The 24,282-nt window shown below is 66.3% G+C and carries 25 protein-coding genes; 10 read left to right on the top strand and 15 right to left on the bottom strand.

Annotated features, from left to right (window positions below):
• The first annotated feature begins 41 nt into the window (after window positions 1–41).
• Complete coding sequence (gene msrB, locus AB0J47_RS03180; protein WP_364339933.1) at window positions 42–485, top strand: peptide-methionine (R)-S-oxide reductase MsrB; 444 nt, start codon at window positions 42–44, stop codon at window positions 483–485.
• Window positions 486–574: 89 nt separating this feature from the next.
• Here msrB and hemQ read toward each other — a convergent pair whose 3' ends face one another.
• The 5 genes from hemQ to AB0J47_RS03155 all read right to left on the bottom strand — a co-directional run bounded on the left by hemQ (window position 575) and on the right by AB0J47_RS03155 (window position 6,910).
• Window positions 575–1,270: a hydrogen peroxide-dependent heme synthase gene (gene hemQ, locus AB0J47_RS03175; RefSeq protein ID WP_364339931.1), complete on the bottom strand. Its 696-nt coding sequence runs from the start codon at window positions 1,268–1,270 to the stop codon at window positions 575–577.
• Between the two features lie 608 nt (window positions 1,271–1,878).
• Window positions 1,879–3,240: a protoporphyrinogen oxidase gene (locus tag AB0J47_RS03170; protein WP_364339929.1), complete on the bottom strand. Its 1,362-nt coding sequence runs from the start codon at window positions 3,238–3,240 to the stop codon at window positions 1,879–1,881.
• Between the two features lie 90 nt (window positions 3,241–3,330).
• A complete protein-coding gene (locus tag AB0J47_RS03165) occupies window positions 3,331–4,866 on the bottom strand; it encodes a long-chain fatty acid--CoA ligase (RefSeq protein ID WP_364339927.1) in 1,536 nt (511 codons plus the stop codon).
• A gap of 81 nt (window positions 4,867–4,947) precedes the next feature.
• Entirely contained in the window at window positions 4,948–6,075 is a 1,128-nt protein-coding gene (locus AB0J47_RS03160; RefSeq protein WP_364339925.1) for a DUF5938 domain-containing protein, read from the bottom strand.
• A 31-nt stretch (window positions 6,076–6,106) separates the two neighbouring features.
• On the bottom strand, window positions 6,107–6,910 hold the full coding sequence (locus tag AB0J47_RS03155) for an SDR family NAD(P)-dependent oxidoreductase (RefSeq protein ID WP_364339923.1): 804 nt from the start codon (window positions 6,908–6,910) through the stop codon (window positions 6,107–6,109).
• A 218-nt stretch (window positions 6,911–7,128) separates the two neighbouring features.
• Between AB0J47_RS03155 and AB0J47_RS03150 the strand changes: the two genes are divergently transcribed.
• Window positions 7,129–7,770 carry a TetR/AcrR family transcriptional regulator gene (locus AB0J47_RS03150; RefSeq protein ID WP_364339921.1) on the top strand — a complete coding sequence of 214 codons (642 nt, stop codon included), beginning with the start codon at window positions 7,129–7,131 and terminating at the stop codon, window positions 7,768–7,770.
• A 96-nt stretch (window positions 7,771–7,866) separates the two neighbouring features.
• Here the strand turns inward: AB0J47_RS03150 and AB0J47_RS03145 are convergent, their stop codons facing one another.
• Window positions 7,867–8,400, bottom strand: coding sequence for an aminodeoxychorismate synthase (locus tag AB0J47_RS03145; RefSeq protein ID WP_364339919.1), 534 nt, complete (start codon window positions 8,398–8,400; stop codon window positions 7,867–7,869).
• Between the two features lie 36 nt (window positions 8,401–8,436).
• A complete protein-coding gene (gene hemE, locus AB0J47_RS03140) occupies window positions 8,437–9,492 on the bottom strand; it encodes a uroporphyrinogen decarboxylase (RefSeq protein ID WP_364339917.1) in 1,056 nt (351 codons plus the stop codon).
• A 171-nt stretch (window positions 9,493–9,663) separates the two neighbouring features.
• On the opposite strand from hemE, the gene AB0J47_RS03135 reads away from it, so the two are divergent.
• Together AB0J47_RS03135 and AB0J47_RS03130 are read left to right on the top strand one after the other, a co-directional pair.
• Entirely contained in the window at window positions 9,664–10,215 is a 552-nt protein-coding gene (locus AB0J47_RS03135; protein ID WP_364340696.1) for a DUF3000 domain-containing protein, read from the top strand.
• A 22-nt stretch (window positions 10,216–10,237) separates the two neighbouring features.
• Window positions 10,238–11,512 (top strand): ribonuclease D, encoded by a 1,275-nt coding sequence (locus tag AB0J47_RS03130; protein WP_364339915.1) that lies wholly within the window; start codon window positions 10,238–10,240, stop codon window positions 11,510–11,512.
• A gap of 220 nt (window positions 11,513–11,732) precedes the next feature.
• Here the strand turns inward: AB0J47_RS03130 and AB0J47_RS03125 are convergent, their stop codons facing one another.
• A complete protein-coding gene (locus AB0J47_RS03125) occupies window positions 11,733–12,149 on the bottom strand; it encodes an SRPBCC family protein (RefSeq protein WP_364339914.1) in 417 nt (138 codons plus the stop codon).
• A 105-nt stretch (window positions 12,150–12,254) separates the two neighbouring features.
• Here AB0J47_RS03125 and AB0J47_RS03120 point away from each other — a divergent pair, with 105 nt between their 5' ends.
• Window positions 12,255–12,824, top strand: a complete 570-nt coding sequence (locus AB0J47_RS03120) for a CGNR zinc finger domain-containing protein (RefSeq protein WP_364339912.1) — start codon at window positions 12,255–12,257, stop codon at window positions 12,822–12,824.
• A gap of 158 nt (window positions 12,825–12,982) precedes the next feature.
• On the opposite strand, the gene dxs is transcribed toward AB0J47_RS03120, so the two are convergent.
• A complete protein-coding gene (gene dxs / locus AB0J47_RS03115; protein WP_364339909.1) occupies window positions 12,983–14,881 on the bottom strand; it encodes a 1-deoxy-D-xylulose-5-phosphate synthase in 1,899 nt (632 codons plus the stop codon).
• A gap of 208 nt (window positions 14,882–15,089) precedes the next feature.
• On the opposite strand from dxs, the gene AB0J47_RS03110 reads away from it, so the two are divergent.
• From AB0J47_RS03110 to AB0J47_RS03100, 3 genes are all read left to right on the top strand, one after another.
• Window positions 15,090–15,419: a hypothetical protein gene (locus AB0J47_RS03110; RefSeq protein WP_364339907.1), complete on the top strand. Its 330-nt coding sequence runs from the start codon at window positions 15,090–15,092 to the stop codon at window positions 15,417–15,419.
• Window positions 15,416–16,099: an SIMPL domain-containing protein gene (locus tag AB0J47_RS03105; protein ID WP_364339905.1), complete on the top strand. Its 684-nt coding sequence runs from the start codon at window positions 15,416–15,418 to the stop codon at window positions 16,097–16,099. The genes AB0J47_RS03110 and AB0J47_RS03105 overlap by 4 nt, the downstream gene beginning before the upstream one ends.
• A gap of 66 nt (window positions 16,100–16,165) precedes the next feature.
• Window positions 16,166–16,969, top strand: a complete 804-nt coding sequence (locus AB0J47_RS03100; protein ID WP_364339903.1) for an enoyl-CoA hydratase — start codon at window positions 16,166–16,168, stop codon at window positions 16,967–16,969.
• A gap of 3 nt (window positions 16,970–16,972) precedes the next feature.
• Here AB0J47_RS03100 and AB0J47_RS03095 read toward each other — a convergent pair whose 3' ends face one another.
• The 3 genes from AB0J47_RS03095 to AB0J47_RS03085 are packed head-to-tail and all read right to left on the bottom strand — an operon-like array spanning window position 16,973 to window position 20,690.
• A complete protein-coding gene (locus AB0J47_RS03095) occupies window positions 16,973–17,272 on the bottom strand; it encodes a DUF1330 domain-containing protein (RefSeq protein ID WP_364339901.1) in 300 nt (99 codons plus the stop codon).
• A 32-nt stretch (window positions 17,273–17,304) separates the two neighbouring features.
• Entirely contained in the window at window positions 17,305–18,705 is a 1,401-nt protein-coding gene (locus tag AB0J47_RS03090; protein ID WP_364339899.1) for a TRAM domain-containing protein, read from the bottom strand.
• Entirely contained in the window at window positions 18,702–20,690 is a 1,989-nt protein-coding gene (locus AB0J47_RS03085) for an APC family permease (protein WP_364339897.1), read from the bottom strand. The genes AB0J47_RS03090 and AB0J47_RS03085 overlap by 4 nt, the downstream gene beginning before the upstream one ends.
• 241 nt (window positions 20,691–20,931) lie before the next feature.
• Between AB0J47_RS03085 and AB0J47_RS03080 the strand changes: the two genes are divergently transcribed.
• Together AB0J47_RS03080 and AB0J47_RS03075 are read left to right on the top strand one after the other, a co-directional pair.
• Window positions 20,932–21,597 carry a TrkA family potassium uptake protein gene (locus AB0J47_RS03080; RefSeq protein ID WP_364339895.1) on the top strand — a complete coding sequence of 222 codons (666 nt, stop codon included), beginning with the start codon at window positions 20,932–20,934 and terminating at the stop codon, window positions 21,595–21,597.
• A 2-nt stretch (window positions 21,598–21,599) separates the two neighbouring features.
• Window positions 21,600–22,271: a TrkA family potassium uptake protein gene (locus AB0J47_RS03075; protein WP_364339893.1), complete on the top strand. Its 672-nt coding sequence runs from the start codon at window positions 21,600–21,602 to the stop codon at window positions 22,269–22,271.
• 40 nt (window positions 22,272–22,311) lie between these two features.
• Here the strand turns inward: AB0J47_RS03075 and AB0J47_RS03070 are convergent, their stop codons facing one another.
• The 3 genes from AB0J47_RS03070 to AB0J47_RS03060 form a co-directional block, all read right to left on the bottom strand.
• The gene (locus AB0J47_RS03070; protein ID WP_364339891.1) at window positions 22,312–22,947 is read right to left on the bottom strand and encodes a sigma-70 family RNA polymerase sigma factor; all 636 of its coding nucleotides are present in this window, start codon (window positions 22,945–22,947) and stop codon (window positions 22,312–22,314) included.
• Window positions 22,948–23,096: 149 nt separating this feature from the next.
• Window positions 23,097–23,825, bottom strand: coding sequence for a DUF3159 domain-containing protein (locus AB0J47_RS03065; protein ID WP_364339889.1), 729 nt, complete (start codon window positions 23,823–23,825; stop codon window positions 23,097–23,099).
• A gap of 3 nt (window positions 23,826–23,828) precedes the next feature.
• The gene (locus AB0J47_RS03060) at window positions 23,829–24,206 is read right to left on the bottom strand and encodes an OB-fold nucleic acid binding domain-containing protein (RefSeq protein ID WP_040692536.1); all 378 of its coding nucleotides are present in this window, start codon (window positions 24,204–24,206) and stop codon (window positions 23,829–23,831) included.
• Window positions 24,207–24,282: the final 76 nt, after the last annotated feature.

Here is a 24,282-nt window from a genome sequence, read left to right as displayed (position 1 = left end):
GGCAGTCGGCGCAGGCGTCGAAAACCTATTAGCGTGGAGCAATGAGTTCTGACGCCGACACGTCCCTGCCCGCACCCCGGATCCAGCTGACCCCACAGGAGTGGAAGGCCAAGCTGAATCCGGAGGAGTACGCGGTGCTGCGACAGGCCGCGACCGAACGTCCGTTCACCGGCGAGTACACCGACAACAAGACCGAGGGTGTTTATGTGTGCCGGGCGTGCGGGGCCGAATTGTTCCGCAGCACCCAGAAATTCGATTCCCATTGCGGTTGGCCGTCGTTCTTCGACCCGGCGAAGTCGGAGGCGGTAATTCTGCGTTCCGACGACACACTGGGCATGCACCGGGTCGAAGTGCTGTGCGCGAATTGCCACAGCCACCTCGGCCACGTCTTCGAGGGCGAGGGATACAACACGCCCACCGATAAGCGCTATTGCATCAACTCCATCGCCCTGCAACTGCACCCCTCGGGCAGTGCAGCGGAGTAGAACGAACGCGGCGCTGAGCGAAATATACAGACCGACCGGCTTGTTGCGCATGCCCCGAAAAACTGGGGCATGCGCGAACGGTTGGTGAATCAGGGCAGCGCGGCGATGAGTTTTTCGATTTCGACGCGAGGGCCGGTGAAGAAGGGCACCTCTTCGCGCACGTGCAGGCGGGCCTCGGTGGCACGCAGGTCTCGCATGAGGTCGACGATGCGGTGCAGTTCCGGGGCCTCGAAGGCAAGGATCCATTCGTAGTCGCCGAGAGCGAAGGAGCTGACGGTGTTGGCGCGCACATCCGGGTAGCCGCGTGCGGCCTTGCCATGGTCGGCGAGCATCTTGCGGCGCTCGTCGTCGGGCAGCAGGTACCACTCGTAGGAGCGCACGAACGGGTAGACGCAGATGTAGTTGCCCGGATCCTCACCGGCCAGGAACGCCGGAACGTGGCTCTTGTTGAATTCGGCGGGCCGATGCAGCGCCACATTGCTCCAGACCGGCGCGCTGGCCCGGCCCAGTTCGGTGGTGCGCCGGAAATCCGCGTACACCGACTGCAGATCCTCGACCCGCTCGGCATGCGACCAGATCATGAAGTCGGCATCGGCGCGCATCCCCGCGACGTCGTAGATTCCGCGCACCACGACCTCGCGCTCGGCGAGCCCATCGAAGAATGCCCGCGCCTCCTTGATGGCGGCCTCACGGTCGTCCCCGAGCACCCCCGGCTGCACCTGGAACACCGAGAACATCAGGTAGCGGATGGTGGAATTGAGTGCTTGATAGTCGAGTCGCGCCATGATTCCTATCGTGCCACTGCGGCGGATCAGGGTATCCGCGCGGGCCGGTCCCAGCGCGGGTGCTCGCGCCGTGTTTGCGGCGCGAGCAGACTGCCCGCATCGGGCCGGTGTCCAGTCGCCAGTCGGTCGGGGTGAACTGTTCGATGTGAACACGTTCCTCGGGTACGGCCGCGGCGAGCAACCTGGGCGCGGACCGCCTGCAGGAATCCGGTACCGCCGCAGACGTAGATATCGGCGTCGGCAGGCAGCGCAACCCGCGACAAGTCGAGCATTCCGAGGTGCGCGCCCTCGATTTCCTGTTCGTACGGCCGGCCGCCTCGTCACTCACCGCCAACCGCATGATGGCCCGCAGGCCGATATCGGTGAACCGTGAGAGCTGCATGAACCCGCCGCCACCGGCGAGCAACCGCTGCCACGGCGATGGTGTCCTTAATTACGCGATACGGTGCGGTTTTTGACCCACCGACAATGCCGGGGATACCGGAACCGTCACCATCCGACGGGATGCACATCACATGGTCGGCTATCCCGGCCGGCCACACCGGTCTACATTCCGGTATCCGTCATTGCTATCGCGTGGCGGCAATTCGCGGTGTCGCGGGACCCGATCAGGGTCTGGTGGTATGGGTCAAAGTGGTGGCTATGCGATGGGCGGCGGCGGTGCCGGAGGCTACGCAGGCAGGGACGCCGACGCCGTGGAGGTAGGCGCCTGCTATCGCGAGGCCATCGAAATCGGCTGTGGTGGATTCGATTTCGGCTATGCGGTCGAGGTGGCCGGGAGCGTATTGGGCGAGGCCGCCCGGCCAGCGTTGCACCACGGCGGAGATCGGTTCGATGGCGGCCCCGGTGACGGTGGCGAGGTCTTCGGTGGCGGCTGCGATCAGGTCGGCGTCGGACCAGGTCTGGGAGGAGTCGTCGCCGAATTTGCCGAATGAGGCTCGGACGGCGGCGGTTTCGCGTTCAGCGAGGTGGGTCCACTTACGGCTCGACAATGTGAAGGCCTTGGCACGCAAGGGTTCTCCGGTGGCGACCAGAACGCCGGAGTTCTGCGGCAGCGCGGTGTCACGTGGGAGGGCAAGGGCCACAACGACGGACGAGGACAGCTCGACACCCGCGGCAGCTGCTGCGGCGCCGGGCGCGAAGGGGCGCAGCAGGTTCGCGGTCACCGGAGCGGGGGTAGCGAGCACCACCGCGTCGACCGCGCCGATCGGTTCCAGTACCCAGCCGTGGGTCGCGCGGATCAGATGGCTGGCCGAGGTCGCGGTGACGAATTTCGCCTCGGACTTGGTGGCCAACGCGTCGAGGAGCACCCGATAGCCGTCGCGAAGGCCGCCGAAAACCGGCGCGTTCGAGGGCGGCGGCATGGCGGCGGCCACCGCCTGAGTGAGGCTCGACGCACCATCGTCGAGTGCGGCGGCCAGGGTCGGCAGTGCGGCGCGCACCCCGATGGACCGCGAACTGCCCGCATAGACGCCACCGAGCAGCGGATCGACGCTGCGTTCGGCGACCTGCGCACCGAACCGGTCGGCGACCAGGCTGTAGACGTCGATATCGGCGTCCGGGTACCAGGCCAGCGGCCGGCGCGCCTCCGCATCGATCCGCTCGAGCGTCTCGGCATCGACCAACCCGCGCATCGACTCGGCATCCGACGGAATGCCCATCAGTGTGCGTTCCGGCAGCGGATGCGCGCTCCCCTGCGCCCAGACCAGCGGACGCAGCCCCGCGGGCACCACCAACTGCGACTCCAGACCGAGCTCGCGCAGCAATGCGGGCATCTCCGGCCGCCGCCCGACGAACGCCTCGGCCCCGAGATCCAAAGGCTCCCCGGCCAATTCGCCGGTATAGAGAATGCCACCCAATCGCGCGCCCCGATCGATGACCACGATCTCCGCCTGCGCCCCCAGCAGCCCCCGTAATCGGTACGCCGCGACAAGTCCGCTGATCCCGCCACCGACCACCGCGATTCTCATGTCGCGACCGTAGCCCTTCCGCGGATTCGCACCGTCCACACCCCTCACCTTCGTGACCGCGCACACGGTCGGGACCCAGGAGGGGTGTTTTCAACGGTCGCCGCGCAGCTGCGCCCGGATCTCCGGCTTGAGCACCTTGCCGATTTTCGAGCGCGGCAGATCGGGCCAGATCTCCACCTGTTTAGGAGTTTTCACCCCACCGAGGCGCGCCTTGGTGTGCTCGCGCAGTTCTTCGACGGTCACGGTATGGCCGAGATGCAATTGCACGACGGCGGTGACCCGCTCGCCCCACTTATCGTCCGGAAGTCCGATAACCGCGCAGTCCTGGACCGCTGGATGAGTCAGCAGCGCCTGCTCGACCTCGGCGGAGTACACATTGAATCCCCCGGTGATGATCATGTCTTTGGCGCGGTCGACGATATAGAGGTAGTTGTCGGCATCGAGGTAGCCGATGTCCCCAGTGTGATGCCAGTCGTACCGCGACACCTCGGCGGTCGCATCCGGATTCTTGTGGTACCCGGCCATTACCAGCGGACCCCTGACCACGATTTCGCCGCGCTCCCCCGCGGCAAGCAGCTGACCATCGGCGGCCATGATGGCCACCTGGGTGAGCGGGGTCGGCCGTCCGGCCGATGACAGTCGTTCGGTGGCGATCGAGCCGTCGGGACGGAAGTGTTCTTTCGGCGCCAGCGTGGCAACCATCATGGGCGCTTCGGACTGCCCGAACAGCTGCCCCATGACCGGTCCGATCCGATCCAGCGCCGCCGCCAGCCGGGCGGTCGACATCGGCGCAGCGCCGTACCAAAGACACTGCAGCGAGCCGAGATCGGCTTCCGACAGAGCCGGATGATCCAGCAGCATGTAGATGAGTGTCGGAGGCAGGAAGGTGTGGGTGATCCGGTGTCGTTCGATCAGTGTGAGGAATTCACCGAGATCTGGGGCGGGCATCACCACGATCTCACCGCCGAGGGTCAGGATCGGAAAGCACAGCACGCCCGCCGCGTGGGTCAGGGGTGCCAGTGCCAGGTAGCGGGGCCGGGGTTCGAACGGATAACTCATCAGGGTCAGTGCGGTCATCGTCTCGATATTGTGGCCGGTGAGCCGGACCCCCTTCGGCCGTCCGGTCGTGCCACCGGTGCCGACAAGCATGGCGAGTTCATCGAGCGGCTCGACCTGCCACGGATCATCAGGACATTCCCGCACCCAGTCGTCGAAAGATGATGCGTCGGAGGCATTTCCGTCCAAACAGACCAGTGTCCGCAGCCCGGGTAGGCGCGGTGCGACGGCGGATACCAGTGGCGCGAAGGCGGATTGGAATATCAGGCAGGTGCAGTCGAAGAGGTCGAGCAGTTCGTGATTCTCCGCCGCCTCGTTGCGCGGATTGATCGGACACCACACCGCACCGGCGCGCGCGATGCCGAAAACGCAGGCGAAGGCCAGTGTGTCGTTCGCTGACAGGATCGCGACCCGTTCACCGGGCCGGATACCGGATCGCGCCAGTGCCCGGGCGATGCGCCACGACAACTGTTGCACCTGCGCATAGGTCAACGTGTGCCCGTTCATGGTCAGGCAGGGCGCAGTGGCGCCGAGCGAGGCGCCCTTGTCGAGATAGTCGGTCAAACGCACGGCAATCCTCTATGGAAGCTGTTGTGGAAATGGCTAATTCGGGCCACGGGGGGCAAATTCCCCCGCGGCCCGAGGCCCTGATCAGCGGTGCACGTTCAGTACCGGTTCACCGACCAGCCCGAAACCGCGCAGCACCCCCAACAGCTCCCGATGGCCGAAGGCCTGGCACGCCGATGCGAACCCGGTTCGCATCGGTGCGGTCTGCAGCAGCGCGTTCGCGGCGAACGCCTGCAGCACACCGGTCTGCTTGTAGTTGCAATTCCCGTGGATCACGCAGTGGGCACGCCCCAGCGGTCCGGACGCGTGCACGGAATCGAGCGAGGTGTTGATGCGCGGATTCTCCCGCGGCGGCATCTCGTCGCGAACCAGTGCGGCCTGTTCGGCAAGGACACGGTATTTCTCCTGCACCGGAAGGTCTTTTACCTGTTCGACGACCGCCTGCACGATCTGCGGCACGCCCTGCATCAACGGCCGATTGAATACACCGCCGAGCACCTTCACATTCGCGACCCGCGGATCGCGTTTGAACCACACCGGATGGGAGGTGCCGCCCCAGGGCAATGCGAGCCCGATCTCATGCTGACCGGGCACGACCACATCGTAGAGTCCACCGTCCGCGGGCCACTCCACATACTGGTTCTGTTCGAGGTAGTAGGCCTTGGACAGTGCGGCATTGACCAGGATCGTCTTCGTGGACGCGACCGTCGGGAATCCCTTCCAGAAGACCTGGATATCGAGGGTGTCCAGACCGGGTGTTTCCAAGCAGATGTTCGCGGCGATCTCACCGGTGGTGTACATCTGCGCGACGCCCGGCGCGAGCAGCAGCCCTCGCGCGGCCATCTCGGCGCCGTATTGCTCATCGCAGTCGATCAGCCAATCCTGTTCGCCGGTGGTGTCGAGGTAGTGGGTCCCCGCGGCCACGCAGGCCTGCACCACCTCGTGGCCGTACTGCGCGAACGGCCCGACGGTATTGCAGACAACCGCGGCGCCACGAAACAGCTCGCTCAAGGGTGCGACCTCGTGCGCGACCTCGACAACCTCATGCGCCACGGTGTCGATGCCGGGAATCTTGTCGATCGCCTCCTGCAGCCGGGTCTTGTCCCGGCCCGCGGCAACGAACGGAATATTGAATTCGCGGAGGTACTCACAGACCAGTCGGCCGGTGTATCCGGATGCGCCGTAGACGACGACGGGCTTATCGGTGCTCATGGGATCTCGAACCTTTCGTTGTCATCGGTGCTCACATGCCCATGCCGCCATCGACCGGCAGACCAGCACCGGTGATGAAGCGCGCGGCATCGGAGGCGAGGAACACCACCGCGTCGGCCATATCGGTGACCTCGCCCAGCCGCCCCTGCGGTGTCTGTTCGATGACCGCGCCGACAGCCGCTTCGGCACTGGGGAACAAGCCGATCCGAGCGACATCGTCGGCCAGCCGGGCACCCATCTCGGTCGGCACGAGTCCCGGGTACACGCAGTTCACGCGCACGCCGTAGCCGAGTTTCCCGGACTCCATCGCCGCGACCCTGGTGAGCCGATCCACTGCGGACTTGGTCGCCGAGTACACCGATATGCCGGGAAAGGCGATGGTCGCGGCGACCGAGGCGATATTCACGATGGCGCCGCCGCGGCCCGCCGCGCCGCCGGGGCGCATCGCGCGCAACGCGTGCTTGATGCCCAGCGCGGTGCCGAGCACATTCACCTCGAGCATCCGGCGCACTTCTTCCGGGTCGAGATCGACTATGAGGCTGGTGATTTCGACACCGGCGTTGTTCACCACGATGTCCAGACCGCCGAGCGTGGCGACGGTATCGGTGACCGCCTGGGCCCAGTGCGCGTCGTCGGTGATATCGAGCGGCACGAATTCAGCCGTCGCGCCGCTGGCCCGCAACGCCTCAACCGTGTCTTTGCCCAGATCCTCGCGCACATCGCCGATCGCGACCGCCGCTCCGGCGCGGGCCAGCGCCTCGGCCATACCCGCGCCGAGCCCTCGCGCACCACCGGTTACCAGGGCCGTGCGCCCGGTCAGGTCGTACCCACTCATCCGCCCACCTCTTCCTCGAGATCGTCCATTCGGCTTTCGCATTCGACTGATCGGATGCGACGTGGATCACAGTGTGCGCCCATCCTTGACAACCGTCAAGAATTTTTTTGACAGTCGTCAAGCTTTTCTTGCACGACCGTCAAACCAGCTGGTCGCCCGTTCCCGATACCGCGATACACTGGGCGAATTCACATGAGCGGTGACGGAGAGAAGCCACGATGACCGAAATCGTCGAGTCCAGGCGGGCTCGCATCGCGCGCCGGCAGGTCGACAAGTTCGGCGAGCGGCGCGCACAGCTGGCCGCCGCCGCGCTGCATACCCTCGCCGAACTCGGCTACGCCCGGACCAGCCTGCGCGAGATCGCGCAGAAATCCGAGTTCACCCACGGGGTGCTGCACTACTACTTCAACGACAAGGTCGAACTGATCACCCACGCGGTGCGGCAGTACGAGCAGGTGTGCGTCACCCGTTACGACGACATCGTCGCCGCCGCGACAACGGCCGAGCAGCTCCGGCACGACTTCGGCGCCGCGATGGCGGCCACGCTGGACGCCGACGCGCTACTGCACCGGCTCTGGTACGACTTGCGCAACCAGAGTCTGTTCGAGGAGTCCTTCCGCGATGACGTGCTCGAAATCGACGGCCATCGCGAGGAGATGATCCGCAACGTCGTCGACCGCTTCGCCGAACTGTCGGGTCGACCGCTCCTGGTCCCCTCCGCCACGGCCTACGCCATCTTCGACGGTTTATTCCAACAGGCGCTGCTGCGCAAACTCGCCGGACACGGCGATGCCGTCGACATGCTCGCCATCGAAGCCGCCGCCCTGCTCGACGTGGTGATCGGACAGCGCAAGCCCTAGCCAACCTCCGGAATTGCACTGTTGCACAGCCATTTACGGCCGCACATAAGGCGCTGTCCGCGCGACGCGTCCGTTACGTCATTCGTTTACGGGGGGTCAAGGCGCACCGGGGATGATCAGGTCCACATGGTCGCGTGTGTGTTCGGTGGCGAAATGGGCGTCTTCGGCGGCCATCCACTGCTCCCACAAGGGCAGGGTGTGCGCGCCGTCGCGTTCGAGACCGCGCGCCAGGCGCACCGCGCGCGGGGTGTCGATCCATACCGCGAGCGATAGCCGATCGCGGACGACAGCGCGAGCCGAGGAGACACCTTCGAGAATGAGCACTCCCCCGGGCCTGACATCGTGCCATTCGGCCAAATCCCGCTTGTTCCAGTCGTATCGCTGATATCGACCGACTCGGCCCTGGGCGATCGGCACCAGCACCTGCTGTTCGAGCCGCGGCCACCAGGGGAGTTCGTTGTTTCCGGCCGCGAAGTCGTCGGCGTGTACCACCTGGGCATCGCACAGTGCCGCCAAAGACGCTGCGAACGTTGACTTTCCAGCTCCAGCCGGCCCGTCCACCGCTACCAGGCGGGTCGAACCGAGTCGCGGCGCGAGAACGGCGACCCGACCCGCGATCTTCTCGACCACCGGACTCCTACCCAGCGGCACAGGCCGACCGGTCGGTCACAGCTCGTGGACGAGTTGCACCAGGGCGCTCAGCACGCCCGGATCGGTATCGGGCAGCACACCGTGTCCGAGGTTGAAGATGTGACCCGCCGCACCCATGGTGATCGCCTCGTCCGCCTCGTGCGCTATGCGCCGCGCTTCAGCCTCGACGGCGGCGGATCCGGCGAATAGCACGGCGGGATCCAGGTTGCCCTGCAACGCTTTTCCGGGTCCAACCCGGCGCACCGCCTCGGTCAGCGGCACCCGCCAATCGACGCCGACGACATCGGCGCCCGCCTCCCCCATCGCACCGAGCAACTCACCGGTCCCGACCCCGAAGTGGATCCGCGGGACACCGGCCTCGGCGACCTCCGCGAACACCCGCTCCGAATGCGGCAGCACAAATTCGCGATAGTCGGCCAGCGAGAGCGCACCGGCCCAGGAATCGAACAATTGCACCGCGTCCACACCGGCGGCCAACTGCGCCTGCAGGAAGGCGATGGTGATATCGGTGAGAACGCCGAGCAACTCGTGCCAGGTCGCCGGGTCGGCGTGCATCATCGCCTTGGTGCGCTCGTGGTTCTTACTCGGCCCACCCTCGACCAGATACGACGCGAGCGTGAACGGCGCACCGGCGAATCCGATCAGCGGCGTGTCGCCGAGCGCGTCGGTCAGCAGCCGCACCCCGTCGGTCACGGCGCCCACCTCTTCGGGCCGCAGCCGCGGCAGTGCGAGCACATCCGCGATGGTGCGCACCGGCGCGGCGATCACCGGTCCGACGCCAGCCACGATATCGAGATCGATACCGGCGGCCTTCAGCGGAACGACGATGTCGGAGAACAAGATCGCCGCATCGACACCGTGGCGCCGGATCGGCTGCATGGTGATCTCACACACCAGCTCCGGATCGAAGCACGACTCCAGCATGCCGATGCCCTTGCGCAGTTCGCGGTACTCGGGCAGCGACCGTCCGGCCTGCCGCATGAACCACACCGGACGACGGCTCGGTGCGGCGCCGGTGGCGGCGGCCAGGAACGGGGCATCGGTCAACCGGCGACGGGTATGAGTGCTCATCACCGCCTATCGTATGCGGCCCGCAAGGCCATCTAGCGGCGCGCCTCCGACTGCGCCGGGCACGCAAGGTCTACCGTCGCTTCCGTGACACCGCTCGACTTCCGCGACGGAGCCGCACCGACCGAAGGACCCAACGGCGAGCCAGCTCAATTTCGCGCCGCGGTCGATGCGATGGGCACCGCAACCGTGCATCCTCGAATCGAGCTGGCACCGATCCGACCGCCACAACGCCTGGCACCGTTTTCCTACGCACTAGGCGCGGAAGTCAAACACCCCGAAACGAATGTGGTGCCGGTCGATTCCGAGGGCGATGCCTTCGGCAGGCTGATCCTGCTGCACGATCCCGATGGCGCCGAGGCCTGGCACGGCATCTTCCGCTTGGTCGCCTACATCCAGGCCGATATCGATGCCGCATTGGCCACCGACCCACTGCTGCCGGAGGTCGCCTGGAGCTGGCTGGTCGACGCGCTCGAAACCCGCGGTGAGCCGTTCACCGCGCTCGGCGGTACCGTCACCTCCACCAGTTCGGTGCGCTACGGCGATATCGCCGGACCCCCGCGCGCACACCAGTTGGAGCTGCGCGCCTCCTGGACCGCGATGACCACCGATATGCGTCCGCATGTGGAAGGCTTCTGCGAAGTGCTGGCCTACGCGGCCGGTTTGCCGCCCGCCGGAATCACTCATCTGCGACCGGAGTCGTATACCAGCAACGACCACACCTGATCGCCACGTAAAGTTCAGGTTTATGTCGTTAGCAGACGAGTCCGAGCAAAGCAACACGCCACCAGAAAGCACGGCAGAGCCGCTGCTCATGCCAGCTGACGGTGTACCGCCCGTGCTCGTCACCGCCGATGAGGTCGCCGATGCCGCCGCGCGGCTCGCAGCGGGGACCGGTCCGCTGGCCGTCGATGCCGAACGCGCCTCCGGTTTCCGGTATTCGGCGCGCGCATACCTGATCCAATTGCGGCGGGCGGGTGCGGGCACCTTCCTGATCGATCCGATTCCGGTCACCGACGCGCTCGAACCGCTGGCTGCCGCGATCAACGATCTGGAATGGGTACTGCATTCGGCGGACCAGGATCTGCCCGGGCTCGCCGAACTCGGTCTGCGGCCCGCGCGCCTGTTCGACACCGAATTGGGGGGCAGGCTGGCCGGATTCGAGCGCGTCGGACTGGCGGCCATGGTGGAGCGACTGCTCGGCCGGGCGCTGCGCAAGGGTCACGGCGCGGCCGACTGGTCGACCCGGCCGCTGCCCGACGATTGGCTGAACTACGCGGCACTCGATGTCGAATTGCTGCTCGAGCTGCGCGACGAGGTGGCCGCCTCGCTCGAGGCCCAGCACAAGACCGACTGGGCCACACAGGAATTCGAACACGTCCGGATCACCGAACCCGGCACGCCCAAGGCCGACCGCTGGCGGCGCACCTCCGGCATCCACACCCTGCGCCGCACCCGCCAACTGGCCATTGTGCGCGAACTGTGGACCACCAGGGATACCCTCGCGCGTACCCGCGATGTCGCACCCGCCCGCATTCTCCCGGATGCCGCGATCATCGCCGCCGCGAATGCCGAACCGCGCACCATCGCCCAACTGCGCACCCTGCCGGTCTTCGGCGGACCACGCCAACGCCGCTATTCCCGCGACTGGCTCGCCGCCGTCGACCGCGGCCGCACCCTTCCCGACACCGATCTACCACCCCTGACCCAACCGTTCGAGGGTCCGCCGCCGGTCAACCGATGGGAGCGCCGCGATCCGGCCGCCGCCGCACGACTGCTTCGAGCGCGCGCGGCAATGGGTGAACTGTCCACCGAGTACGCGATTCCAGTCGAAAATCTGGTCTCCCCCGACCTGGTGCGCCGCTTGTGCTGGGACGGACTCCCCGATTACGACCGTGTCGGCGATCCGGACGACCTATCCGCTGCGATCGACGGGTTCCTCAAGTCGGGCGGCGCCCGGCCTTGGCAGCGCGAGCTCGCAGTCCCCCGGCTCGCCGCCGCCCTTACCCCGACCCCCGAGTAGGCCAACGACTTAGTTGGTGGCGGGCCATCATCGAGGCGATTCAGCTCGCCAGGCGCTGACAACGCCCGTGTCCCTCACCTCGAACGCCGCGTCGCCCGGTGCACGCGGAGCGTCGTCGACGCGCGAGTCGAAGGATTACCCCCCAGGCGTGCGCTCCAGGCGCGCGCGGCGCTCCTCTACACGTCGATCGCCCGGGCTGAGCGGCGACCGAACTCTGCTCTCAGGACGAGGTCGAGGCGGCAGTCTCGACGGTCTGCTTGAAGACCTGCAGGCCGTGCTCCATGGACGCCCCGAATGCGTCGGCGAGTTCGTGCGGCAGGGTGTCGTGGATCCAGACGAAGCGGCTGCCGTCGGCGTGCGGGAAAACCTGCATGGACGAGTTGTCGTGCGCCGGGGTGACGCTCCCGCCGACGATGGAGAACACGATCCGGCGTTCGGTTTCGTCGAGTGCGATGAACCGTTCGTGCAGCACCGTGCCGTTCGCGAAGGTGACGACGCGCAGGTCCGGATCATCGAGGGTGCTGTCGGTGACGAAGCCGGGCGCCATTCGGATCGGGCCCTGTGCGAAGTCGCCGATGATCTTCCACAACTCCTCCGCAGGCGCCTCGACGATGATCTCCCGCTCGACCGATCCCATGACTGATCCTCCTGTGCCGGAGCGGAGTCCCGCTCGGATAACTACTGTTCGATAAACGGTAGTTATGTAACTAGCCATCGTCAATGGACGGTTATTATGGATTTCATGTCCGACATGGTCGATGCCGCACCTGCGGCGCTCGCTCGTCTGGTGGAATTCGTCAACACCCGCCGCGCGGACGGCGACACCATCGGGACACCCGAAGAATTGACGAGTTGGCTACACGCCCACGAATTGCTGCCAATAGGCGCGGCCGACACGGCCGCACAAGAGCGAGCCGTCCGTGTCCGCGAGGGGCTGCGTGCCCTGCTCGCCACGAACAATGCCGAACCTGTCACCAGCCCGCGCCCGGACGGCCTGAACCCGAGGGCCCGCGCCGAACTGGCCGCCCTCACCGCGACGCTACCGCTGAGTTTGGACGTGACCAGCACCCCACCCCGCCTCGTCCCCAACACCGACGACGTGGTCGACCACGCCCTGACCACCCTGCTCGCCGACGTCGCCACCGCCGTCGCGGCGGGCACCTGGTCACGCCTCAAGACCTGCCGAGAACCGAGCTGCCGCTGGGCCTTCTACGACCATTCCCGCAACCGCGGCCGTACCTGGTGCTCCATGGACGTCTGCGGCAATCGCGTGAAAGTCCGTGCATCCCATCGCCGTAACGCCACGCGTTAGTCGCCCGCGCACAGACGCAGACAGACAATCGCCGATGAAATGGCGACCAGAGCGTGCCGAAACGGAACGGCACCGAGGACCCGTCGTGCGATCCCGCAATCACCAGCCGAAGCACCGAATCATGCCGCCCGGCCCCAGGCCCCGGGCGGCGTGCGCGCTCAGCGTGCGTCGAGCCAGCCCGAGATGCGGCGGGCGATATCGGGAGCCGTCAGACCGAGCTCCTCGTGCACCTCATTGCGCGACGCATGGTCGAGGAAGTGCTGCGGCACACCGAGATCACGGGTAGGCACATCCAAACCCGCACCGCGCAACCGAGCGGAAACGGTGGACCCGATCCCGCCGTGCAGTCCGCCGTCTTCCAAAGTCACCACGAGACGGTAGTTTTCGGCGAGCTTGACGACGGTATCGGAAACCGGCAGCACCCAACGCGGATCGATGACAGTGACCGAAATACCTTCCGGTTCCAATAAATCCGCGATCGCGACCGCGGTCGACGCGAAGGGCCCGACCGCGACCAGCAGCACATCGCCGCGCTGAGCTCGAGCAGAGCCGCCCTCGCGCTCGGGCAGCCGCAGCACATCGACCCCATCGAGCCGCTCGACGGCCGAAATATCCTCGGCCACACTGCCCTTCGGGAAGCGGATGGCGGTCGGCCCGTCGCTCACCGCGAGCGCCTCGGCCAACTCCTCACGCAACGTCGCCGCATCACGCGGGGCCGCGACGCGCATGCCGGGAATGATGCCGAGCACCGACAGATCCCACATACCATTGTGCGAGGCACCGTCCGGACCGGTGATCCCGGCACGATCGAGCACCACGGTAACCGGCTGCTTCAGCAGCGCGACATCCATCAGCAACTGGTCGAACGCACGGTTGAGGAATGTCGAGTAGATCGCCACCACCGGATGCATGCCACCGAGAGCGAGTCCGGCCGCCGAGGCCATCGCGTGCTGTTCGGCGATGCCGACATCGAACATCCGTTCCGGGAAGCGCTCCCCGAATGCCGCTAGACCGGTCGGTCCGGGCATGGCCGCGGTGATCGCGACGATATCGTCGCGCTTCTCCGCCTGCGCGATCAGCTCCTCCGAGAACACCGACGTCCACCCGAGCGCCTTCGGGCCGCCCAGCGGGCGTCCGGTCAGCGGGTCGATCGGATCGCAGGCGTGCATCTGATCGGCGACGTGGTTCTCGGCGTGCGAGTAGCCGCGCCCCTTCTGCGTCACCACATGCACGACCACGGGCCCGCCGAAATCCTTCGCCCGACGCAGCGCCGCCTCCAACGCGACGGTGTCGTGACCGTCCACCGGTCCGACATACTTCAGCCCGAGATCACTGAACAGCTCCTGCGGGCTCACCGCATCCTTGATCCCGGCCTTCACCGCATGCACCATCGAGTACGCGGATTCACCGACGCGCGGAATGCTCTTGAGGATCCGCTTACCCGCATCCAACGCGTGCTCATAGGCGGGCTGGGTGCGCAGCGCGGTCAACCGGTCGGCGAGACCGCCGATGGTCGGGGCGTAGGAGCGCCCGTTGTCGTTGACCACCACGACGACGGGCCGGTCCGGTGCGGCGGCGATATTGTTCAGCGCCTCCCAGCACATACCTCCGGTGAGCGCGCCGTCGCCGACCACCGCGACCACATGCCGGTTCTGCCCGGTCAGCGCGAAGGCCTTCGCCAGACCGTCGGCATAGGACAGCGAGGCCGAGGCGTGCGAGGACTCGACCCAGTCGTGGGCGCTCTCGGACCGGCTCGGGTAGCCGGACAACCCACCCTGCTTGCGCAGCGTGTCGAACTGATCCTTGCGACCGGTCAGGATCTTGTGCACGTAGGCCTGATGCCCGGTGTCGAAGATCAACGGATCGGCCGGCGAGTCGAAGATCCGGTGTAGTGCGATCGTCAGCTCGACCACGCCGAGATTGGGGCCGAGGTGCCCGCCGGTGACGGCGACCTTCTGCACCAGGAACTGGCGAATCTCCTCTGCCAGTTCACCCAATTCGGCAACGGCTAGCCGTCGCAGGTCTTCGGGCGTATCGACCCGGGAAAGCACTCCCACCTGAACTCGCTCCCTCCGGAAAGCGCATCTGATCCGATCAGTCTACGGAGCCGCGCCAGTGGCTCCGCACGACATTGCCCCGCCACCAGCCGACTTCGCGCGGAAGTGTGAGCCTCCACACGAATCGCCAGCCCATCCGCAGACACGCTCGGGCGGACGAGTTCGCCTGTCACCTTAGAGCGTATCCGAGGACGCGGGACGGAATCGTGTGGCACAGTCGGTCACCCGGGGTTCGCCGTTGCTGTCGGTGGCCGGTGTCACACTCGCCGGTGATGAGCCGCCACACCACGTTCCGGTACTGCCCCGACTCTGTGCGTGTCTGCCGGAACGATTCGACGTGCTCACCCAGCAGGCACCGCAACTGGAACTCGCTGTGCTCGAGCGCCTCGCCGCGGGTGCGTATGCGCAGATGGATGCGGCGGTACGCGCGAGCGCCGTGCGCGGCGGCGGCTATCGACCGGTTTCACCCGTCCCGAGGGACATTTCCGAAGCATCGACCGTTGCATCTGCAACCGAGGAAGTCAGGAGAGCGCCGTGAGCAAGAAGAAGTCCGACGACACCGCTGGCATGGTCACCACCTTCGGATCCGGCAGCGCCCGCGCTACTGCGGATCTGATGCGCGTCACGATCTCCATCGAGACCCGGGCCAGCAAGGTCGCGCTCGCCTACGGCCAGGCCGGCGAGCGCGTCGCCGCCGTCACCGATTCACTGCGCTCCGATGGCGTTCCCGGCACCGATATCGCCACCAGCGGACTGTCGGTGCGCACCGAAACCGTCTGGCTCGAAGGCGGCGGCTCCAAGATCACCGGTTACGTCGCGACCACCGACCTCACCGTCGTGCTGCGTGAAATCGGCGAAACGGCTGATCCGGGCCCCGCCACGATCATCGCCAACTGTGTCGAGGCCGGTGGTGACGATGTCCGTCTCGGCGGCCTCAATCTCGGTTTCGCCGATCAGGAGAACCTGCTCATCCGGGCCCGCGATGCCGCATGGGACAACGCGCTCGCCAAGGCCGAGCAGTATGCGGGCCGCGCACGGCGCAGCCTCGGCGCGGTTCTCGAAATCACCGAGAACGCCACCGCTACCCCGCCCACCACACCCCGACTCATGGCCATGTCGGCCCCGATGAACGAGTCGTACGGCGGCGCTCCCGTTCCGGTCGAACTCGGCGAATCCGAAATCTCGGCGACCATCCGCGCGACCTGGCAGCTCGACTGATTGCAGCTAACCTAACGCTTGCTTGGGTATAGTGAGGACCTCATCGCGTCTGATTAGGGGTCCCGCATGTCGTTCGTGCTCATCGAGAAACCGCGACCGCAGGTCGCGCTGGTCACACTCAACCGGCCGGAACGGATGAACGCGATGGCCTTCGATGTGATGATCCCGCTGCGCGAGGCCCTCGAAGCGGTCAGCGCCGATAACGAGGTACGAGTCGTGGTGCTCACCGGCGCGGGCGACGGCTTCTGCTCCGGCGCGGATCTGCAGAACGCGGGCCGGATTCCCAATACCGAGGGCCTGACCAAGACGAGCGTCGCGCGGCGCTCGATGGATCTGCTCAACGATGTGATGATCACGCTGCGACGAATGAACCAACCGGTCATCGGCGCGATCAACGGCGCGGCGATCGGCGGCGGATTCTGTCTCAGCGTCGCCGCCGATATCCGAATCGCGGGCGAGGACGCCTACTTTCGTGCGGCGGGCATCAATAACGGCCTCACCTCAGCGGAATTGGGCATCAGCTATCTGCTGCCGCGCGCTATCGGCGCATCCCGTGCCTTCGAAATCATGCTGTCCGGGCGAGATGTCGACGCGGTCGAGGCCGAACGCATCGGTCTCGTCTCGCGCGTCGTGCCCACCGCCGAACTTCTCGACACCTGCTATGACCTGGCCGAGCGGATCATCAGTTTCAGCCGGGTCGGCACCGAGCTCACCAAACGCATGCTGTGGAGCGGTATGGAGGCAGGCGGTTTCGAATCCCATATGCAGCACGAGGGCATGTCCCAGCTCTATGTCCGCCTCACCACCGAGAATTTCGACGAGGCCATCCGGGCGCGGCGCGACCGTCGGCCACCGGTGTACGAAGACTGACCTTCACGAGCGCCGATCGATGCCCTTGACCAGCAGCGTCACCGTATCCGAGCCCGCATGTCGGTCCTTCGAGATCTCCTGGTACTCAGGGGAATCCGCCCACTCACGAAACGACGGCTCGTCCGGGAACGACATCAGCACGACCTTCTCGCGATCCGAATCGCCCTCGATCACCTGCGGGGATTCGTCGGAGGCAAGCAGGGTGCCGGAGTAGCGGGTGAACACCTCGAGGAAGCGTGCACGGTAGCGATCGTAGGCGGCGCGATCGGTGAACGTCAGCTGTGCGACGACGTACACGGTCATGGTGCGACTCTAAGCCGCGCGCGTTACAGGTCTCAACGCTCCAATAGGGCGAGGCATTCGACATGATGGGTGGCGGGGAACGCATCGAAGGCGCGCAGATCGGCGAGGTGGTAGCCCGCCGATTGGTAGAGGCCGAGGTCGCGGGCGAATGAGGCCGGATCGCAACCGATGTGGATGATGCGCGACGGGCCGCTGGTGGTCACGGCGGTGACGACCTCCTTGCCCGCGCCCGCGCGAGGTGGATCCAGGACGACCACCTCCGGGGCGGCGCTGCTGGCATGTTCGGCCAGCCAGTGTTCGACGCGCTGGGCGCGCAGGTCCAACCAGGACAGATCGCGCAGCGCGGCATTGCCGTCGGCGACCGCGGACCGCGTCGATTCCACCGCGAGCACCGAACCGGTCCGACCGACCTGTCCGGCCAACCGGGCCGCGAAAACCCCGACGCCGCTGTACAGATCCCACGCCCGCTCCCCGGGACCGAGCCCGGCCCACCCGGCGACCACATCCGAATAACATTGCGCCGCACCACGATGCGCCTGCCAGAACCCGGTCGCCGCCAGCTCCCACCGACGCCCGGCCACGTATTCGACCGTCCGACCGCTACCTCCCATCACCCACTCGTCCCGGGCCGCATGCGTCGCCGCCCGCCGCGCCGCCGCCCGCCGCCGTTCGTCGCCGAGTCCACGTGCACCGGCACGCGGCCCAGGTCCCCGCTCGGCGGTACGACGTTTCCCCGCGCGCCGATCTGTCTCCCGCCTGCCACGCCGATCCTCACCGCGCGCCGAGGGCCGTTCACCCCCATGCTCAGCTGGTCCCGCAACCGCCGACGGAGCCAACTCGACGATGTGCCGCATCCCGTCGCCGTCCACCGCGACCACCAGATCCGCACCGGGCGTCCACATTCGGTCCGCGATACCGTCCATCGCGCCCGAAACCGGTTGGGGGCAGCGCAGATCGGCGATCACCTCGGTACTGCGATACCCGTGCACTCCGGCTCGGCCCGCGGCGTCGACGGCCAGCCGGACGCGGCTGCGCCAACCGCCGGTGGCGTCGGCCGTATATCCGGCGATCGGCTCCACGGTGATATCGCGTTCGATTCCGGCGATGCGGCGCAACTGCTCCGCGACCACCGCCGCCTTCAGCGCCCGCTGCGCGGCGGGGGTGGCGAAGGAAAAATCGCAGCAGCCCGCGCCACCGGGACCGGAGACGGGGCAGGTAGCGGGGACGCGATCCGGGGATGCCTGCAGAATCTCGATCACATCGGCCCGGCAGAACGAACCCCCGCGATCCTCGGTGACCCGCACTCGAACCAGTTCATCAGGCAGCCCGTGTCGTACGAACACAACCCGGCCCTCGTGCCGGGCGACACAGAACCCGCCGTGCCCGGGTGGTCCGAGCCGGACCTCGAAGGTGTTCGAACGCCAGTCGGTCACCCTCGGTCCTCGTACCCACGCCGCACCGCACCCGGGGCGTTCACCACGCCCGCCTGCCTGGCCTTCGCGGACGACGTCAACTGCCACGGCACACTCGTCACCATGACTCCGGGCTCGAACAGCAATCGGCCCTTGAGCCGCAACGCGCTCTGGTTGTGCAGAATCTGCTCCCACCAGTGTCCGACAACGTATTCCGGAATGAATACGGTCACCACATCGCGCGGCGAATCGCGCCGCACCCGCTTGACGTAATCCAATACCGGCTTGGTGATTTCGCGATAGGGCGATTCGATCACCTTGAGCGGCACCGTGATATCGCTGCGCTCCCATTCCCGCACCAGCGACCTGGTATCGGCCTCGTCGACGTTCACCGTCACCGCCTCCAAGGTATCGGGGCGGGTCGCGCGCGCGTAGGCCAGCGCCCGGCGCGTCGGCAGATGCAGTTTGGACACCAGCACAATCGAATGCGACCGACTCGGCAGCACGCCGTCCCACTCCTGCTCATCGAGTTCGCGGGAAACCGAATCATAGTGCCGCCGAATGAGTTTCATCACAATAAAGATCGACACCATGGTGCAGATCGCGATCCAGGCACCGGCGAAGAACTTGGTGATCAACACGATGACCAGCACCGTCCCGGTGGCGCTGAGCCCGATCGCGTTGATCACTCGGGACCGCTTCATCCGCGCCCGCTGCGCGGGATCGGTTTCGGTGCGCAACAGCCGGGTCCAGTGTCGCAGCATGCCGGTCTGGCTGAGCACGAACGAGACGAACACCCCGACGATGTAGAGCTGGATGAGCTTGGTCACCTCGGCACCGAACACCACGACGAATGCGACGGCCGCGCCCGAGAGGAACAGAATGCCGTTGCTGAACGCCAACCGGTCGCCGCGAGTATGCAACTGCCGCGGCAGGTAACGATCCTGCGCCAGAATCGAACCCAGCACCGGGAAGCCGTTGAACGCGGTATTCGCCGCGAGCACGAGGATCAGCGCGGTCACCGTGGTGATGAAGAAGAAGCCGAGCGGGAAGCCGTGGAATACGGTCTCTGCCAGCTGTGCGATCAGCGTCTTCTGGTGGTAGTCCGCGGGCGCGCCGATCAACTCGGATTCGTTGTGCGCGTACACGATCCCGATCTTCTGGGCCAGCACGATAATGCCCAGCAGCAGTGCGATCGCGATGCTGCCGAGCATCAGCAGCGTGGTCGCGGCATTGCGCGACTTGGGTTTCCGGAATGCGGGCACGCCATTGCTGATCGCCTCCACGCCGGTCAGCGCGGCACAGCCGGAGGAGAACGCCCGCGCGATCAGGAATGTGAACGCGAGTCCGTATAGGTGCTCGTCCTCGGCATTGAGCTGGAAGCCGGCCGATTCGGCGCGCAGGTCGTCGCCGAGTACGAAGATGCGGAACAGGCCCCAGCCGAGCATCGCGAACATGCCGACGATGAAGGCGTAGGTCGGAATCGCGAAGGCAACACCCGATTCCCGGATGCCGCGCAGATTGATCGATGTCAGCACCACGATGGCGACCACCGCGAACAACACCTTGTGCGTGGCGACGAACGGAATCGCCGACCCGATATTCGACGCCGCCGAGGAGATCGATACCGCCACCGTGAGCACATAATCGACCAGCAGCGCACTGCCGACGGTAAGCCCGGCATTGGGCCCGAGATTGGTGGTGGCGACCTCGTAGTCACCGCCGCCGGAGGGATAGGCGTGCACATTCTGCCGATAGCTGGCCACCACCACCGCCATCACGAATGCGACGGCCAGACCCACCCAGGGCGCATAGACGTAGGCAGAAATACCTGCCACCGAAAGGACGAGGAAGATTTCCTCCGGAGCGTAGGCCACCGAGGACATCGCATCGGAGGCGAACACCGGAAGCGCGATTCGCTTCGGCAGCAGGGTATGGCCCAGCGCATCGCTACGGAAAGGCCTGCCCAGCAGCACACGTTTGGCTGCCGTCGTCAACTTGGACACTGGAGCGAGCATAGATCCCCGCAGGATGGAGCGCTCCCTCGGCCGGTTCGCGTCGTATGTTTGGTTGACGGGCGGAGGGGAAATTGGGCCATGGAAACATCTGGCGGGTACGGTTCGATGCCGAGGTAAGCAAACCGAACGCCCTGCGGCGTGAGCTCAGGGCCGGAGGAGGAAGCTTGCGTAACCACGTAGGGCCCGCGAGCGCCGCCAATTGAACACAGTTTCCAGGAACGAGGTTGCGGTGTACGTAGTGATCATGGGTTGCGGACGGGTCGGCTCATCGCTGGCACGCGCCCTGGTCCGGGTCGGCCACGAGGTCACCGTGATCGATCGGGACCCCAGCGCCTTCCTGCGCCTCGGCGAAGACTTTCCTGGCGAGCGGGTGGTCGGCGTCGGTTTCGACCGGGATGTGCTGACCCGCGCGGGAATCGAGCGGGCCGACGCCTTCGCCGCGGTCTCCTCCGGCGACAACTCCAACATCATCTCCGCGCGGGTGGCCCGGGAAATGTTCGGCGTGCAGCGCGTGGTCGCGCGCATCTACGATGCCAAACGCGCCGCCGTCTACGAGCGCCTGGGCATCCCGACCATCGCCACCGTGCCGTGGACCACCGACCGCTTCCTCACCACGCTGATCGGCGACGGCGGCACTACCACCTGGCGCGATCCGACGGGCACCGTGGCGGTAGCCCAGTTGCCGCTGCACGAGGAGTGGTACGGGCGCACCGTGCGCGATCTGGAGAGCAATGTGGGCGCCAGGGTGGCCTTCATCATCCGGTTCGGTCAGGGCCTGCTCCCCGAGAGCAAGACCGTGGTCCAAGCCGACGACATCGTCTATGTCGCAGCCACCTCCGGCTCCGTCGGCGAGGCCGTCGCCTTGGCCGGTAAGCCCCCAGCAAGCGAGGACTGAACATGAAAGTGGCGATCGCCGGAGCCGGCGCCGTCGGCCGATCGATAGCCAGGGAGCTATTGCGCGGCGGCCATCGGGTGATGCTGCTCGAGCGCCAGCTCGACCACATCGACCCCGCCGCCATCCCGGATGCCGTCTGGGTCCATGCCGACGCGTGCGAACTCGCACTACTGGAGGACGCCGGTCTGCAGACCTACGAAGTGGTCATCGCCGCCACCGGCGACGATAAGGCGAATCTGGTGCACAGCCTGCTCGCCAAGACCGAATTCGGCGTGCGCCGGGTGGTGGCGCGGGTCAACGATCCGCGCAACGAATGGCTCTTCGACGCGTCCTGGGGCATCGATGTCGCGGTGTCGACACCGCGGCTGCTGGCCTCGCTGGTGGAAGAGGCGGTATCGGTCGGCGATCTGGTCCGGTTGATGACGCTGCGGCAGGGGCAAGCCAATCTGGTCGAGATCACCCTGCCCAGCGATACCGCCTTGGCGGGCAAGCCGGTCCGCACGCTCACCCTGCCGCGCGACGCCGCCCTGGTGACGATTCTGCGTGGCGGCCGAGTGATCGTGCCGCAGCCCGACGACCCCTTCGAGGGCGATGACGAGCTGTTGTTCGTGACCTCCGTGGAGGCCGAGGAAGACCTGCGGGTGGCGCTGGCCACGCACGGCATCAAACCCTGACTCCCCGACAAGGCTGACACGATCAGCGCCTTTACCGACCTCAGGCTGCGGCCGCGAGCTCCGCGCGCAGCTTGTTGAGCGCGCGATGCTGCATCACTCGAACCACGCCGGGACTGGTGCCAATGGCCTCGGCGGTCTGCGCCGCGGTCCAGCCGAGCACGATCCGCATCACCAGGACCTTACGATGCGCGGGCGCCAGGATCTTCATCAATTCCCGGGTGGCCTCACGACGTTCGGACGCGATCGCCCACTCCTCCGGACCGGCTGCGGTCGACGCCCTATCGGGCACGTGGTCGACCGGGTACATCGGGTGCAGCTGCGAACGCCGGAACGCGTCGGCTACCTTATTGGCCGCGATGCCGTAGACGAAGGCCAGAAACGACTTGCCCTGATCACGATAGCGCGGGATGGCGTTGACGGTGGCCAACAGGATCTCCTGCACCACATCGTCGGCCGTGACGTGCAGATGTGCGGTATTGCCAAGGCGCGCACCGCAATACCGGCGCACGAGCGGGTGGACCAGCCGGATGATCTCGGAGACCGCCGAACGGTCGCCCGCGGCCGCCGGAGCGATCAACTTTTCCAGTTCACCCGATACCCGACGGCTCTCCGACAGGGCCGGGTTGTGGTGGGCTTGGTTCTTCGACAGTGTCGCAATGTTGTGCTCGGTAGCCAACGTCCGAGTCCTTCCTCGCCGATCGTGCATTTTTTGCTTGCACTGATCGTCTGATGAACTCGGTCGCCCAACCAGGCACCCCAGGGTGCGTACTCCCCCACCTCCGGCTGCGATTCGTTAACACCCTAGCGAAATTGGGGCCGGAATTCCTAGGCCGTTTCGGCGGCCGCACCCCGGCTCACCGGCAGATGTCCGGCCCGGCGCACAGCCCACACCGTGACGGCCAGCGCGACGGCGGTCAGCGGCCAGCCCATCGCGATGCGCGCGAAGGCCAGCCAGCCGGTGCGATCGGTGTCGTAGAGCTGGGACTGCACCAGGTAGCGCGCGCCGAATACGATCACCCAGGTGGTGGTCGCGAGGTCGTAGAGGCGCACGATGCGGCGGTCGGACCGCCATTCGGTGCCGTGGCCGTTGAGCACACCCCAGATCACGCCGACCAGCGGCCAGCGCACCAGCATCGAAACCAGGAACACCCCGGCGTACACCAGGCTGGTGTAGATGCCGAACAGGAAGAAGCCTTTCGCCTCACCCATGCGGTAGGCGATCAACGCGCAGATGCCGACCCCGAGGAAGCCTGAGATCGCCGGCTGGATCGGACTGCGCCGCACCAGCCGCCACACCAGAATCGCGGCGGCCACACCGAGTGCGGACCAGATCGCCGCAGTGAGCCCGGCGAAGGTGTTCACGGGCACGAAGACCAGCACCGGCAAGGTCGAGTAGATCAGGCCGCTGAAGCCGCCCAGCTGCTCGAGGAGGGTTTGTTCGGCCTCTTCGGTTTCGGCGTCTACGGAGCGATCTACGACGTCGGACGGGCCCTTGTCGATCGGCTCACGACCTGCGGTGTGGATCTCGGCGGCGTTCTCGTTGCTCGATGGCATACGTCAGCTGTTCTCACGCAATTCGTAGTAGGGGTTGTAGATCACCTTACGACCATCCCGGTCACCCACTCGACCGCGGACGAGGATCTTGCGGCCCGGTTCGATACCGGGAATGCGGCGGCGGCCGATCCACACCAGACTGATGGCATCGGTGCCATCGAAGAATTCTGCCTGAACACTGGCACCGACGGACTTCGGACACGCCTCGACGCTGCGTAGTCGGCCGAGCATGGTCGCCTCGTCACCGCGCTGACAGTCCGAGGCCCGGCAGGCACCCGACGCATCGGCCGATTCGGCGAGTTCCTCGGCGTCCAACTGATCGATATCCTCGGTCAGCCTGCGGCTCAGACGGCGAAAATAACCTGAGGCGGCTGATGACATTTGACGCTCTCCTGCATGGAGCAAGACGACGTGGGTCACACGCCATCGTGGTTGTTCCGGTGACGACCGGCTTAAG

The organism is Nocardia sp. NPDC049737 (genome assembly GCF_040674755.1).
In the GTDB taxonomy this organism is placed as follows: Bacteria; Actinomycetota; Actinomycetes; order Mycobacteriales; family Mycobacteriaceae; genus Nocardia.
Note: the sequence above shows the minus strand (reverse complement) of the source record. Positions and strands in the feature narration are given on the sequence as shown.

What these genes read in the sequence shown, in the direction of transcription:
- AB0J47_RS03065 (WP_364339889.1), bottom strand. Translation starts at nt 23,825, where the DNA reads ATGCCATCGAGCAACGAGAACGCCGCCGAGATCCACACCGCAGGTCGT.
- hemQ (WP_364339931.1), bottom strand. Translation starts at nt 1,270, where the DNA reads ATGGCGCGACTCGACTATCAAGCACTCAATTCCACCATCCGCTACCTG.
- AB0J47_RS03100 (WP_364339903.1), top strand. Translation starts at nt 16,166, where the DNA reads ATGTCGTTCGTGCTCATCGAGAAACCGCGACCGCAGGTCGCGCTGGTC.
- AB0J47_RS03130 (WP_364339915.1), top strand. Translation starts at nt 10,238, where the DNA reads ATGTCGTTAGCAGACGAGTCCGAGCAAAGCAACACGCCACCAGAAAGC.
- AB0J47_RS03060 (WP_040692536.1), bottom strand. Translation starts at nt 24,206, where the DNA reads ATGTCATCAGCCGCCTCAGGTTATTTTCGCCGTCTGAGCCGCAGGCTG.
- AB0J47_RS03170 (WP_364339929.1), bottom strand. Translation starts at nt 3,240, where the DNA reads ATGAGAATCGCGGTGGTCGGTGGCGGGATCAGCGGACTTGTCGCGGCG.
- AB0J47_RS03075 (WP_364339893.1), top strand. Translation starts at nt 21,600, where the DNA reads ATGAAAGTGGCGATCGCCGGAGCCGGCGCCGTCGGCCGATCGATAGCC.
- AB0J47_RS03120 (WP_364339912.1), top strand. Translation starts at nt 12,255, where the DNA reads ATGTCCGACATGGTCGATGCCGCACCTGCGGCGCTCGCTCGTCTGGTG.
- AB0J47_RS03155 (WP_364339923.1), bottom strand. Translation starts at nt 6,910, where the DNA reads ATGAGTGGGTACGACCTGACCGGGCGCACGGCCCTGGTAACCGGTGGT.
- AB0J47_RS03095 (WP_364339901.1), bottom strand. Translation starts at nt 17,272, where the DNA reads ATGACCGTGTACGTCGTCGCACAGCTGACGTTCACCGATCGCGCCGCC.
- msrB (WP_364339933.1), top strand. Translation starts at nt 42, where the DNA reads ATGAGTTCTGACGCCGACACGTCCCTGCCCGCACCCCGGATCCAGCTG.
- AB0J47_RS03125 (WP_364339914.1), bottom strand. Translation starts at nt 12,149, where the DNA reads ATGGGATCGGTCGAGCGGGAGATCATCGTCGAGGCGCCTGCGGAGGAG.
- AB0J47_RS03160 (WP_364339925.1), bottom strand. Translation starts at nt 6,075, where the DNA reads ATGAGCACCGATAAGCCCGTCGTCGTCTACGGCGCATCCGGATACACC.
- AB0J47_RS03150 (WP_364339921.1), top strand. Translation starts at nt 7,129, where the DNA reads ATGACCGAAATCGTCGAGTCCAGGCGGGCTCGCATCGCGCGCCGGCAG.
- AB0J47_RS03135 (WP_364340696.1), top strand. Translation starts at nt 9,664, where the DNA reads ATGGGCACCGCAACCGTGCATCCTCGAATCGAGCTGGCACCGATCCGA.
- hemE (WP_364339917.1), bottom strand. Translation starts at nt 9,492, where the DNA reads ATGAGCACTCATACCCGTCGCCGGTTGACCGATGCCCCGTTCCTGGCC.